The sequence below is a fragment of the Micromonospora sp. CNZ296 genome (genome assembly GCF_007827635.1).
In genome coordinates this window covers 632,710-645,509 of the sequence record NZ_VISW01000001.1, presented here as the reverse complement: position 1 = coordinate 645,509, position 12,800 = coordinate 632,710, and the positions used below count along the sequence as shown (strand labels likewise).

The following is a 12,800-nucleotide window of genomic DNA, read 5'->3' as shown; positions in this document are numbered from 1 at the left end:
GACGGTACGTCGACCACGCCGAGGCGGGCCGGCGGTCAGCGGTTCATCACCATGCCGCCCAAGCGGGCGTTTCGCGCACGGATCAGTGCCGCGCGCCGGCGGTATCCGGCGGCCAGCAGGACAGCCAACGCCCCGCCAGCCATGGCCCACTTTGATGCGGGACCGAGCCAGGTGGCCAGGGTGCGGGCGGAGGCGAGGCGCGTACCCGCCGGCGGCCTGGGCGGCGGGGCCGAGCGACGCGTCAGTTGGTGGACGCATCGGTGGAGGCGGTGGAGTGCAGCCGGTCCAGCAGCTTCTGCAAAGCGGTGATCTCGGCCTGCTGGCCGGCGCGCATCCGCGCCGCCAGGTCGCGGACTTCCGGGCGGGGCTCTGCGGCCAGGATCGCCTCGACCATGGCGAGTCCGCCGCGGTGGTGGCGGATCATCAGCTCGGCGAACCTGATGTCCAGGTTCCGGCCGGTGGTCTCGCGCAGCTGGGTGATCTCGGCCTTGGTCGCCATGCCCGGCATGGGTGCGGCGCCGGTCGCGTCTGCACCGCCGTGGTCCATGCCGTTCATGTCGTTCATCCAGGCCATGGCCGGTTGGCTGCCGGTCGGTGGCAGGCCCCACTGGGTCAGCCAGGTCCGCATGATGCCGATCTGCGCCTGTTGGGTGAGTGCGATGTCCATGGCGAGGGTGGCGACCTCGGGATCGTCGGTACGGGCGTGCACGATCATCGACATCTCCACGGCCTGGGCGTGGTGGGTTGCCATGTCCCGGGCGAAGCCGGCGTCGGCGGACGTGTCGCCGGGTGCCCGCACGGCCGGAACGAGCAGTCCCACGGCGACACCGACGGCGAAGACGACGAGGGCCGCGGCCACGAGCGGCCACCAGCGGCGACTCGCCGGCGGGTCCGGCTGGGGTTGCGGGGGTGTTTGCGCGTTGTCCATGGCTGGCCCCTACTGGCCCTGAGGGGCAAGGTCACGGGGCGTCGTGCCGGTGGCGGTGATCCCACCCGAGCACGTCGCGCCCTGCTCGGGTCCGGCGTTGACCCGGGCCGCGCGGATGAACTCGTCGATCCGCTCGTCGTCGGCGGAGGGGACGGTGAGGCGGTAGCCCCACGCCTGTAGCGAGATCGGCGCGTCGAGGTTGTCGTGCGGGCTGAGCAGCATGTAGTCGACGCCGCGGACCCGCCCGGCCAGGCGCTGCACCTCGTCGGCGGGCAGGTCGGACCGGTAGGTGATCCACACCGCGCCGTGTTCCATGCTGTGGGTGGCGTGCTCGGCGGCGATCGGCGCGTCGTAAACGTCGCCGGTGCAGTTCTGCCACGCGCTGTTGTGGCTGCCACCCACCGACGGGGTCACCTCGTAGGTCAGCGGGCCGCTCTTGTGCTCACTAGCCAGCCACGCCGGCTTCTTCGACGCGTAATCCGTCACGCCGGACAGGCCGGTCAGACGCTGCGCCCAGGGCCGGGTGCCCTGCCACGTGGCGACCGCGGCGTAGCCGATGATCGCCACGCCGAGCACGCTCACCGCCGTGACGACGGCGATGACGCCCCACGGCCGGCCGGGGCGCACCGCGACGGCCTTCGCCGGTCGGGTACGGGCAGAGGACTTGGAAGCTCTCATCACGATGCCTCTCACTAGTGGGAGTGGGGGATGCGCCCGATGGGCGGAAGACATGCCGATGTTCCTGGACGGCTCCAGTCGAATGGAGCCGGTGAGCAGCAGGTGGCTGACGCGTACCCATCGCCCTAACCCGCTCAGGAACGCGACGCGGGCAGGGGATGCGGGGGCCGGAAGCACACCCGGCCAGCGCGGGCAGTGCCTGTCCGGGGCGGTCGCCCGCCACGACAGCCATGGCGATACCCGGTTCCCGCTCGCGGCGGCGAGGCAGGCTGCCTGCGCCGCCGAAGCCATGCCACGCGGAGTGGCTCTTACGTGCGGGACACCGCCAACTGTGTCAGGCGAGGACACAGATGGGTCCCCGGGTCATCCTGATGGATCCGCTCGGCGGGCAACGGAGGCAGTCGCCGGCTCGTCAGAGTCAACGGCCGGATGAGTGAGGCCGTGACCGGGGTAGTGCTCGACGACTGGGTGGGGCAGGCCTGCTCAGCATGGCTGGGGCGGTCCTGGGGACAGTCCTGGCCGTGGTGAGCCACGCTGACACCGGCCAGCGGTTGGGTGTGCCTGCGCGCCGCGCTGGCGCCGGTGACCGGGTGGGCGGCGATCAGCGCCACGAGGACAACCAGGAGCAGGCAGACGACGCGGCTGAGGCGTCCGTCGCCTCGCTGCGCCGTGGTCATCTGCCAGCGTCTCATCGCGGAGATCCTATCCGCCCCGCCGCTGCCCTGCCGTTCCGACTGCATGACGGGATGGTCTGCCCTTCAGGCCCTGCGTCGGCGCTGCCAGGCGTACAGGGCCGCGCCGCCGGCGGCGAGGACGGCCACGGCGGCCCCGACCCGGATCCACAGCCCGAGCAGGCGACGCGGGTGGACCCCGACGGCGGCGAGACAGTGGTGGACACGGTCGAGCTGCGCTTCGGTGACCATGTGCGGGTCCGCCCGGGTGTGCGCATCGGCGCCGACGCGGTCGTCGTCGACGGCATCAGCGAGGTGGACCAGGCCACCATCACAGGGGAGCCGCTGCCTGCGGGCAAGTCGGTCGGCGACGAGGTGTTCGCCGGCACCCTCAACGGCACCGGCACGCTCGTCGTACGCGTGCACCGTGAAGCGGGCGAGTCCGTGATCGCCCGCATCGTCGCCCTGGTGGAGCAGGCGTCGGCGACCAAGGCCAAGACGCAGCTGTTCATCGAGAAGGTCGAACAGCGGTACTCGATCGCGGTGGTCGTCGCCACCCTGGCGCTGTTCGCCGTACCCCTGCTCTTCGGCGCCGACCTGCGCTCGACGCTGTTGCGGTCGATGACGTTCATGATCGTGGCATCGCCGTGCGCCGTGGTCCTCGCCACGATGCCGCCGCTACTGTCCGCGATCGCCCTCGCCGGCCGCCACGGCGTCCTGGTCAAGTCCGCCGTGGTGATGGAACACCTCGCCGACCCCGAGCGGGTGGCGTTCGACAAGACCGGCACCCTCACCGAAGGCCATCCCCGCGTCGTCGACATCCACCCCATCGGCGACGCCCGCCCGGAGGAGGTGTTGCGGCTTGCCGCCGGGGCCGAGCACGCCAGGCGAACACCCCGTCGGTGCCGCGGTCCTCGCGGCGGCGCAGGACCACGGGCTGCCGGTGCCGGCGGCGGCCGACTTCACGTCCGTGCCCGGCCGGGGCGTACGCGCGGTGGTCAACGGCCGGCAGGTGGCCGTGGGCAGGCCGGTCCTGCTCGACGAGCTCACGCCCATGGCCGTGGCCCAGGCCCGGGCCGTGGCCGCCGACGCGCAGGCCACCGGCCACACCGCCATGGTGGTGATCGTCGACGGGACGCCCGTCGGGGTGCTTGCCCTGGCCGACCGGATCCGCTCCGACGCCGTCATCGCGCTGACCCGCCTCACCGGGGCCAGGCCGATGCTGCTCACCGGTGACAACGCCGGCGCCGCCGGGCACCTGGCGGCGGAGGCCGGGATCACCGACGTGCACGCCGGGCTGCTGCCGCAGGACAAGGTCGACCAGGTGCGCGCCGTACAGGCCAGCGGCCGGCGGGTGCTGCTCGTCGGCGACGGCGTCAACGACGCACCCGCCCTCGCCGCCGCCAATCTCGGCGTCGCCATGGGCCGCGGCGGCTCCGACCTTGCCCTCCAGCGCCGACGCCGTCCTCGTCCGCGACGACCTGGCCACCCTGCCCAGCGCGACCGCCCTGTCCCGGCGCGCCCGCCGCCTCGTCACGGCGAACCTGATCATCGCCGGCACCCTTCATCACCGTGCTGGTCTGCTGGGACCTGTTCGGCAACCTACCCCTCCCCCTGGGTGTCGCCGGGCACGAAGGCTCCACCGTCATCGTCGGCCTCAACGGCCTACGCCTACTCGCCTCCTCCGCATGGCGACGCGCCCAGACCGAAGGGGCGCCGTGAGCCGCCGCGGCCGGGACGGCGGCGCGACGGCCGGTTGCACCGTCACGGTCTGCCAGGGCTGCTGCTGCGGCACCTCCGCCGGGTTCGACCACGCCGGGCAACTGGCCCAGCTGCAAGCGGCAGTCGCCGACGTCGCTGTGGTACGGGTCAGCGACTGCCTCGACACCTGCGCGCACGCCAACGTCATCGTCGTACAGCCCTCCCCGCCGGCCGCCGCGCCGGCGGGCGACCGGGCTGGCTCGGCCTGATCAACGACACCGACGCGAGCGACGACATCGCCGCCTGGATCCGCGCCGGCGGCCCCGGCCTGGCCGACCCACCCGGCGTGCTCGACCTCTACGCGTTCACCCCGCCCCGCCGCGTCCGGCAACACCTCACCTGAGACGCGGATGAGGAGTAGCCGGCTCGGGTGACGTCAGAAGCCGGCCAGAAACAGCACGCCGGCGGCGATCAGACCAACCCCCACGACGGCGACGAACAGTCGGTCGCTGATCCGCCCCACGGTCTTCTTGCCCACCCAGGCGCCCAGCAGGGTCGCGGGAGTCAGTGCCACCGCAGTCCGAACAGCGCGGTGAACACGGGCAGCAGCAGCACACCGCCGCCGGGGCCGGCCACCGCCGACATCCAGGCCAGCGCGAACGCGGCCAACGACGCCCCGGCGAGGGCGCCGACCAGATCCGTCGCCATGCCCCCACCTCCACCTGTTCCAGACCACCAGCTACGGAACAGTCCATGCTCGCAGACACCACGACGGCAGCGATCACGACCGCCGCGTCATCGAGCGCGCCTCCCGAAGCTGCTCAAAGTCGGTGGGACCGAGCCGCGCTGGTTTGGCCGACCAATCGCCGGGCACGAACACCAGGGTGCCCTGACGGCGCCTCGCGCTCTGGGTCGAGGACAGGAGAGGACGCCTGTGAACGTAGTCGGCACGGCAGCGATCCTGGTGGCCTTTCCCGTCGTGGCCACCGTGACAGGCGCGGTGATCGCTACGTTGAGGACTCCCGGCCCGGCGGTCTCCAGCGGAATCCAGCACTTCGCCGCCGGAGTGGTGTTCGCCGCGCTCGCTGGCGAGCTGCTGCCGGAGTTGCGCCGAGAAGGCCACCTGCTGATCGTGGTGGGCGCGTTCACCGCCGGCGTGGTTCTGCTGTTGGCTCTGGGGGCCTACTCCCGCCGGGTGGAGGCCACCCGCCCCATCGGTGTCCCCGCCGGGCTGCTGGCCGCGGTCGGTGTCGACCTGCTCGTAGACGGCCTGCTCGTCGGCTTGGGCGTCACCCTCGGAAAGAGCCAGGGCGTCATCCTCACGATCGCACTCACCCTGGAGGTCCTGTTCCTCGGCCTGTCGGTGAGCGCCGCACTGGCCAAGCGAGGTGCGGGCCGGGTGCGGGCCGCCATGATTCCGAGTGCGCTCGGTCTGGCGACCGCTGCAGGAGCGATCGGCGGTGCGGCGGCGCCAGCCGTGGGGTCCTGGCCGCTGTGCTGGCCTTCGGTGCTGCTGCCCTGCTGTACCTGGTCACCGAAGAGCTTCTGGTGGAGGCTCACGAACACCCCGAGACCCCGTGGACGGCCGCCCTGTTCTTCGTCGGGTTCCTCGGGCTGTACACCCTCGCCGGGTTGTAGCGCGTACTGGCAAGCGCCAGGTCACCAGCGCCAGTGGCACTGGCGGGCTTGTCTATGCCCGGTGCCGTGGTGAGCGGCTGTCCCCGGCGCTGCTCAGCCGCAGCTGTCCCAGTGCGCACGTAGCTGCTGGTGTCATCGCCACGGGATCAGAGCCGCCGAGAATCACCGCTCAGTCGTGCTCAAGAACACCGCCGCCGAGCAGTTGCAGAAACGCGCCGCTGGTCTACATGCGGTAGGTCGCCTGAGGGCCGCACGGGCGGGCACCTCAGGGTGGGGCTGGCAGGCTCGGCGACGGGAAGTGTGCGGGGCGATTCCGCCGGGCAGGCGCGCGTGACGTGGCCGGGCCGCTCGTCCGGGCAGGGCTGGGCGTGCAGGGCCGTCGAGGACGGGGACGGGTGAGTGACACTCGCCGCGGCCACGTCGAGCGTCCCGTGGGCCGCGATCATCGCGACGACCGCGGCGACGAGGAAGCAGAGCAGCTCGCGCAGACGCAGGCCATCGCGTCGACTGACCGGGTCCCGCCACCGCACCGGCACGGGACGGATCCTATCGGTGGAAGTGTCCACGAAGGGCATCAGCGCCCGAGCCCGACCAGGTCGCCGCACTCAGGGCCGGTGTCGCCGCAACGACACCACGATGCCGGCGGCGGCCAGCAGCGCCAGGACGATCCCGACGACCAGCCACACCCCGCCGTTACCGGCGTCCTGCTGAGTGCTCGCGGCAGGTCCATCGGTGATCGGGGCGTCGGTGGCAGGTGCGACGCTCGGGCTGCTCGCCTCGACGGCGGAGCCGGTCGGGCTGGGGGTCGGGGCGGCGGCGAGTTTCACGGTCGGGGCGGGGTTGGCCGGCTCCGGGTTGGCGGAGCTGGGCACCTCGATCCACCGGTCGATACGTCCGTCGCTGTACTTCTGCAGGATCTTGAACGACACCTGCGCAGTGTTGGGCAGCTGCCGCACGCGTACCTGGTGTTCGGCGTCCTGCCCGACCGGGACGGCCGGTCCGGCGACGGTGTAGCTGTTCGGCGTGGTGGTGGACAGTTTCCAGCCGGGCGGGGCCTTGAGCAGGGTGATGTCTGACGCGGCGATGCCCTCGGGCAGGTAGACCTGCACCGAGGTGGTGCCGGCGGTGCGGGACTCGGCCTCGGCGTCGACGGACAGCACGGCGTTGGCGGCGCCCGCGCGCGCCGGCGTCAGCTTCGCGTCGGTGTGGGCCCACGCGGGGCTGGCCGCCGTGACGGTGGCGGCCGTGACGGCCAGTGCGACGATCGCCCATCGGTGTCTCATCCGAACCAACTTTCTGCCTCGTTCGTGTGCCGTCGTCGACAGGTAGTCGTTGATCGCCCGCTGCCGGTTCCCGGCACCGGCATTCGGCGGGCGGCGGTTCACCGGGGAACCTGCCGGTCTCGTTCGGCGAGTCCGGCGAGCATGCGGTTGTAGGCGGCCAGTTCGTCGTCCTCGCGGCCCTCCGCTTCGGCGCGGTCGGCCGCGCGGTCACGGCGGCGGGCTTCCCGCTCGTCGGCGCGGATCCACTGCAGCATCAGGGCGCCGAGCACGATGACCGTGGGCAGTTCCCCGAAGGACCAGGCGACCCCGCCGGCGTTGCGCTGGTCCTGAAGTGGAGTGGGCCCCCAGGGACGGGCGAGGGCGGTCCACCAGTCGGCGGCGAGAACGCCGCCCGACTGCATGAGCGCCACACCGAGGAAGGCGTGCAGCACCATGCTGATCAGCACCAGGATCGCCTTCAGCGGGTGTGGCACCCGCCGGGGGGCGGGGTCGATGCCGATCACGGTCCAGAAGAACAGGTACCCGACGCCGAGGAAGTGGCCGATCATGGCCAGGTGCGCGGCGTGGGAACGGACCGCCAGCTCGTACAGGCCGGTGAAGTAGAGCACGTACAGGCTCACGACGTACAGGGCCAGCGCGACCACTGGATGGGTCAGCGCGCGGGAGACCCGGGAGTGCAGGGCGGTCTGCAGCCACTCACGGGGGCCGGGCCACCGGGGGTCGGTCGACGGGGGCAGCGCGCGCAGGGCGAGGGTGACCGGCCCGGCGAGCACCAGCAGGATCGGGGCGACCATCATCAGCAGCAGGTGCTGCACCATGTGCACGGCGAACAACACCGGTCCGTAACGGGCCAGGCCGCTGGACGTGGCGATGACGATCACCGCGCAGCCGGCCAGCCACAGCGCGGTGCGGGCGGGCGGCCACGTGTCACCGCGGCGGCGCAGTCGCCACACCCCGGCCAGGTACAGCCCGGCGGCGGCCACCGCGGCGGCGATGATCAGCGGGTCGGGCAGCCACAGCCTCGCCACGGTCTCGATGCTCAACGGTGGCGGCATGGGGAAACCGAGCAGGGCCGCCGTCGAGTCCTCCTCCACCTCACCGAGCGGTGCGGGGGTACGCGACAGCGCCACGGCGGCGCCGAGGGTGGCGGCGAACAGCAGCGTCTCCACCACCGCCACCCGCAGGAACGGACGCCGCCGCCCCGCGCACAGGGCGGGCATCGAACGGCGGCGGTGCAGCAGCCCGGCCACCCCGACCGCGGCGAGCGCCGCGATCTTGACCAGCAGCAGTTGCCCGTAACGGGTGGTCAGCAACTCCGCCGGGGCGGACAGGCGGGTGGCGGCGGACACCAGGCCGGAGGCGCCGACGACGACCAGGCAGGCCAGCGCGAGCGGCGAGAACCGGCGCACCGCGACGGCCAGGTCGGCGGTCGACCCGCGGGCGGTGACGGCCAGGGCGAACAGACCCCCCGCCCACAGGGTGACCGGGATGACGTGTAGCAGCTGCCCGGACACCGCGATCTGGTGGTTGCCGGAACCGGCGGCGTGCCCGGTGAACACCGGCGGGATCGTCGCCGCCACCGCGATACACAACGCCGCCAGGGCACCGCCCGGACGCAGGCTCCTGGCGGCGATCAGCGCCACGAGCAACGCGAGGACGCCGCTGAGGGCCAGCGCCTGCCCGAGCGCCACGCTGAGGGCGAAGTGCAGCACCGCCCGCACGGACAACACCTGGGCGGCGGGCAGCCCGAACAGGTCGACCAGGGTGTAGCAGACCGCCACCGCGGACGCCGCCGCCCAGGCGGCAGCACTGAATGCCGCAGCGCGCAGGCGGCGGTAGCCCAGGGCCGACAGGCGACCTTCGTCGTCGCGGGGCGACAGCATCACCACGGCCAGCAGCAGCCCGACGGTGATGACCGCACCGACCTGCATGCCCAACCGGGCGGCCGGCAGGATCCACGCGGTGGTCGGGCCCGGGTCCGGCAGGCCCGGCACCGTCTGGGGTACCGCGCCGCCACCCCACCACAACAGCGCCGCTCCGACCGCGGCCGCGACGAGGACAGTGCCGACGGGCACCAGCACCGGACGCCGCACGACGCTCTGCATGCTCATCGCCGGGCCGCCCGCTTGCGCCACAGCAGCAGACCCGCCCCGGCCGCCACGAGCGCGAGCAGCACCGCCACCAGCCCGACCCCCATGCTCGGGGCGCCATCAGCGGCGGCGGCCGAGGAAGCGGCAGTGGTCGCCGGCACCGACGGCGGTGTGGTGAGGGCCGACGCCGGCGGTGCGGATGCCGCGAGCGGGGACGCCGACGCGGTGACGGTGAACGTGTAGGAGCTCTGCACCGGATGCCCGTCGACGGACACCACCCGGTACGCCACCGTGTACCTGCCGGCGGGCAGGTCAGACTTGAGCGGCTGGGTGGCGCGGGTACCCGACACGGCCGGCTTGCCGGCGACGGCGGCAACGTCACCCGGGGCGGTGACCGCGATGGTCGTGAACCGCGGATCGAGCCGTTCGACGAAGATCAGCTCGATCTGTTGCGGGGCGGCGGCCAGACGGGCGTTGGCGGCCGGCGTCGAGTCGCGCAGGGCGTTGTGTGCCCACGCCGGCGTGGCCGGCACGAGCAGGGCGGTGGCCACGCAGAGGGCAGCAGCAACACGGACGGGCAGGACGAAACGGTACGTGCGGGTCAAGGCCGGACTCCCAGCTAGCGGGTCATTCCTCAGATAGTCGCGCAGAGGCAGCGGAAAGTTCCCCACAAACCATCACCAACCGCTTGCGTCGCAGACGCCGTCGGCGCCCTGCGGCTCGGCCTGCAGGGTCGCGTGCTCGATGGAGAACCGATCGTGCAACACCTGCCGGGACGCGGCCAGGACCCCCGCCAGGTCACTGTCGCGAGCGAGGATCAGATGCGCCGACGCGACCTCCATCCCCGAGGTCAGGGTCCAGACGTGCAGGTCGTGCACGTCGGCGACGCCGTCGACCGCGGCCAGGGCGTCGCGGACCTGCGCGACGTCCAGGTGCGGCGGGGCGGCCTGCACCAGCACCCGCACCGCGGCCCGGCCCAGCTTGTAGGTGCGGGGCAGGATGAACAGGCCCACCGCCACCGCGATGATCGGGTCGGCGTACCACCAGTCGGTCAGGGCGATGATTCCAGCGGCGACGATGACGCCGACCGAGGTGAACAGGTCGCCGAGCACCTCAAGGTAGGCGCCGCGCACGTTCAGGCTCTCCTCCGAGCCTGAACGCAGCAGGAAGAATGCCGCGATGTTGGCCACCAGGCCGGCCACCGCGACGACCAGCATCGGCCCGGCCAGCACCTCGTGCGGCGCGGAGAAGCGGCGCACCGCTTCCACCAGCACGTAGATGGCGACGCCGAACAGCAGCACCGCGTTGGCCAGCGCGGCGAGGACCTCCATCCGATACAACCCGAATGTGCGCTGCCCGTCGTGAGAGGCCTTGCTGGCTGCGGTGATCGCCGCCAGCGCCATGCCGATGCCGAGCACGTCGGTGAACATGTGCCCGGCATCCGACAGCAGCGCCAGCGAACCGGTCAACCACGCCGCGACCGCCTCGACCAGCATGAAAGCGACCAGCAGGGCGAACGCCGCCCACAACCGGCCCCGGTGCTTCTCACCGGCGCGCATGATCTGCTGCCCGTGGTCGTGCCCCTCGCCCATGCCCGGCTGCCCCTCCTGTCGACCGACCGAGCCAACATATGCTCACATTGCAATAAGTGCAACTCAACTGGAGGTGGATCGATCCCCCGCAGCAGGGGCCGCCCCTTCAACGGCGGGCCCGCCCTCGGCGGGTGGCGCCACGGAACCGGCCCCGTCCGCATCCATGGCCCGGGCGGCGGCGAGCAGGGTTCGCAGACGTCTGACGGCAGCGACGGCGTCCGCGTGGTCGATCACCTGCACGCTCAGCAGCGGCACCACGTCGCCGTTGACCAGATCCAGCGACGCCCACACCGCCTTGCGGTCGAACCGAACCCGCTCCACCACCTGCCACGGCACGGTGACATCACCGAGCAGGTTGCGCACCCGCACCCGCTCGACGTCGGCCTGCACCCGCAGCCGCCACGGCAGCAGGGTCAGCCCGGTGAATAACACCCCGACCCCGATGACTGCCCACCGGTCGGCGGGAAACAGTTTTCCCCCGTTGGAGGTGGTTCCACTCAAGGTGAGCCCCGCGTACACGTTGATCGCCAGGATCACCGCTGCGGCGCCCAGGCTGATCTGCCGTATCCGCCTCGGCCGCACCGTCACGTCCCCGGCCGCCGGATCGTCGTGCCCGGCTGTCGCCGGCGTACTCATGTTCACAGACCCTCCTGGTCCTCGTGGTCAACGTCGGGTGTTCGGCCGCACGGGCCGTCGCTAGCCATGCCGGTCGGCTGGCAAGGCGGGCCGGGCGGAAGCACACCGCAGCGGCGCTCGTCCGCCACCGGTCGAGGACGCCCACGCGTGGGCCGCGACCGACGGTCGAGGCGTGACTTCGACGAGCAGCGGCCGGCAGAACCACGCATGGTCGTCGAGGCGAGGCCCGACGCCAGGAGCTGCCTATCGGGCGCGGCCGCGTCCGCGGGCAGCCGGAGAGCAGCGTGGCGGGAGCCGCCGGCGGGACGCCTCACGGCACTGGAGTGACGACCTTCGCACAGGCGCGGCCGCAGGTGGTTGTCTGCGCAGCGGCGCGGTGGTGGCGGCACGGTGTCGATGCGGACATCTGTCAGCAGGCTCGGCGCCGCGGAGACCGCTGGCGGCATTTGCCTGAGCCGGCAGCCGTCATCGACGCCGGTGCGACGGGACCGTGCCGGCAGCGGCGCGTTCGAGGTGTCGAGGTCTAGCGGTCCTGGAAGCCCGGGTAGTCCGAGACGTGCCGGCGGGGGTCGTCGTTGAGCCACCGCAGCATGTCCTCGTAGGCGGCCACCTGCGGATCCTGGGCGTCGGTCTGCGTCACAGCGGCGGGCGTCATCCGCGCCGGCGCCGCGCCGTCCGGGTCGCTGCGCTCGAAGCGCCAGCTGTGACCCAGCGACGGCACCGCTGCCTGCGGCCTGCCCCCCTGCCGTCGGACGTCGGCGTGGCTCAACCGCTCGCGCACCACCTTGACCCAGAAGAAGACCCCGAAGGCGGCAAAAAGCGGCCACTGCAACGCGTACCCGTAGCTGAGGGTGTTGCCCTGCCGCGCGTGTTGCCACTGCCACCAGCCCAGCCGCAGGAACACCACCGCGACCACACCGACGAGCACGTGGCCAACGAGCCAGCGGGGACGAAGCCAGGGCGACACGCCCCGACGATAGCCGCTCGGGAAGCCAGGCATGTTGTCCGCCCTCTCTCTGCGTGACGTACGGTAGCGGCGTGAAGGTGTTCCCCGTTGCGCTCGACTCCGGCGAGACCGCCAGCCTCCGCTCCGACGACACCACGGTGTGGATCACCCCCGCCGCCACCCGCTGGCGGAGGCTGCTGCACTGGTCCGCCGGAGCGGTGATGCTCGGCCTCGGCCTCGCTGCCATCTCCATCGGTGTCGGCCACGCGATCGGCCCGGCCGTCGGCCTGTGGGCCACCGCCGCGACAGTCGGCCTGATCATCGCCGGCGGCATCGGTGCAGCCGTCGCCGCAGTGCTGCTCTGGCGCGCCGAGCGCCACCCCGGCTCCGCCATCCACGTACGGGACATCAGCGCGGCCCGCAGTGAGCAGGCCAACGGCGGCATCACCGTCACGATCGAACACGTCAACGGGGTGACCCACCGGTTCACGGGCACCGGCATGACCGGCGCCCGCACCGCCCAGCTGTTCGCCCGGCTGCTCTCGGCCGCCGCCGCGCCGCACGACGAGGAGAGCTCCGCGCCGCACGCAGGTGCGACAACCGCCGCGGGCCGCGGCGCAAACCCCGTCAAGTAGCG

The 12,800-nt window shown here is 72.4% G+C and carries 12 protein-coding genes and 2 pseudogenes; 5 read left to right on the top strand and 9 right to left on the bottom strand.

The window, feature by feature from the left end; translation table 11 throughout:
* Positions 1-241: 241 nt before the first annotated feature.
* Together FB455_RS02930 and FB455_RS02925 are read right to left on the bottom strand one after the other, a co-directional pair.
* Positions 242-928 (bottom strand): DUF305 domain-containing protein, encoded by a 687-nt coding sequence (locus FB455_RS02930; protein WP_047890780.1) that lies wholly within the window; start codon positions 926-928, stop codon positions 242-244.
* 9 nt (positions 929-937) lie between these two features.
* A complete protein-coding gene (locus tag FB455_RS02925) occupies positions 938-1,606 on the bottom strand; it encodes a thioredoxin-like domain-containing protein (RefSeq protein WP_082171189.1) in 669 nt (222 codons plus the stop codon).
* 488 nt (positions 1,607-2,094) lie between these two features.
* Here FB455_RS02925 and FB455_RS34655 point away from each other — a divergent pair.
* The 3 genes and pseudogenes from FB455_RS34655 to FB455_RS02915 all read left to right on the top strand — a co-directional run.
* Positions 2,095-3,114: pseudogene (locus FB455_RS34655) on the top strand (HAD-IC family P-type ATPase); the annotation flags it as partial.
* 106 nt (positions 3,115-3,220) lie between these two features.
* Positions 3,221-3,670: pseudogene (locus FB455_RS34650) on the top strand (HAD-IC family P-type ATPase); the annotation flags it as partial.
* 325 nt (positions 3,671-3,995) lie between these two features.
* A complete protein-coding gene (locus FB455_RS02915) occupies positions 3,996-4,247 on the top strand; it encodes a hypothetical protein (RefSeq protein WP_225319877.1) in 252 nt (83 codons plus the stop codon).
* Between the two features lie 295 nt (positions 4,248-4,542).
* Here the strand turns inward: FB455_RS02915 and FB455_RS34155 are convergent, their stop codons facing one another.
* Complete coding sequence (locus FB455_RS34155; protein WP_157551500.1) at positions 4,543-4,686, bottom strand: hypothetical protein; 144 nt, start codon at positions 4,684-4,686, stop codon at positions 4,543-4,545.
* A 226-nt stretch (positions 4,687-4,912) separates the two neighbouring features.
* On the opposite strand from FB455_RS34155, the gene FB455_RS02905 reads away from it, so the two are divergent.
* A complete protein-coding gene (locus FB455_RS02905) occupies positions 4,913-5,689 on the top strand; it encodes a hypothetical protein (protein WP_222434122.1) in 777 nt (258 codons plus the stop codon).
* Positions 5,690-6,221: 532 nt separating this feature from the next.
* Here FB455_RS02905 and FB455_RS02900 read toward each other — a convergent pair.
* From FB455_RS02900 to FB455_RS02875, 6 genes are all read right to left on the bottom strand, one after another.
* Positions 6,222-6,899: a DUF1775 domain-containing protein gene (locus FB455_RS02900; RefSeq protein ID WP_030271559.1), complete on the bottom strand. Its 678-nt coding sequence runs from the start codon at positions 6,897-6,899 to the stop codon at positions 6,222-6,224.
* 98 nt (positions 6,900-6,997) lie between these two features.
* Positions 6,998-9,010, bottom strand: a complete 2,013-nt coding sequence (locus FB455_RS02895) for a bifunctional copper resistance protein CopD/cytochrome c oxidase assembly protein (protein ID WP_030271556.1) — start codon at positions 9,008-9,010, stop codon at positions 6,998-7,000.
* Positions 9,007-9,594 carry a copper resistance CopC family protein gene (locus FB455_RS02890; protein WP_063778292.1) on the bottom strand — a complete coding sequence of 196 codons (588 nt, stop codon included), beginning with the start codon at positions 9,592-9,594 and terminating at the stop codon, positions 9,007-9,009. The genes FB455_RS02895 and FB455_RS02890 overlap by 4 nt, the downstream gene beginning before the upstream one ends.
* A gap of 72 nt (positions 9,595-9,666) precedes the next feature.
* Positions 9,667-10,581 (bottom strand): cation diffusion facilitator family transporter, encoded by a 915-nt coding sequence (locus FB455_RS02885; protein ID WP_030271552.1) that lies wholly within the window; start codon positions 10,579-10,581, stop codon positions 9,667-9,669.
* 63 nt (positions 10,582-10,644) lie between these two features.
* Positions 10,645-11,118 carry a PH domain-containing protein gene (locus tag FB455_RS02880; RefSeq protein ID WP_167796919.1) on the bottom strand — a complete coding sequence of 158 codons (474 nt, stop codon included), beginning with the start codon at positions 11,116-11,118 and terminating at the stop codon, positions 10,645-10,647.
* A gap of 622 nt (positions 11,119-11,740) precedes the next feature.
* Positions 11,741-12,184 (bottom strand): hypothetical protein, encoded by a 444-nt coding sequence (locus tag FB455_RS02875; RefSeq protein WP_030271549.1) that lies wholly within the window; start codon positions 12,182-12,184, stop codon positions 11,741-11,743.
* A gap of 71 nt (positions 12,185-12,255) precedes the next feature.
* Here FB455_RS02875 and FB455_RS02870 point away from each other — a divergent pair, with 71 nt between their 5' ends.
* A complete protein-coding gene (locus tag FB455_RS02870; protein ID WP_123111663.1) occupies positions 12,256-12,798 on the top strand; it encodes a hypothetical protein in 543 nt (180 codons plus the stop codon).
* The last annotated feature ends 2 nt before the right edge of the window (positions 12,799-12,800 follow it).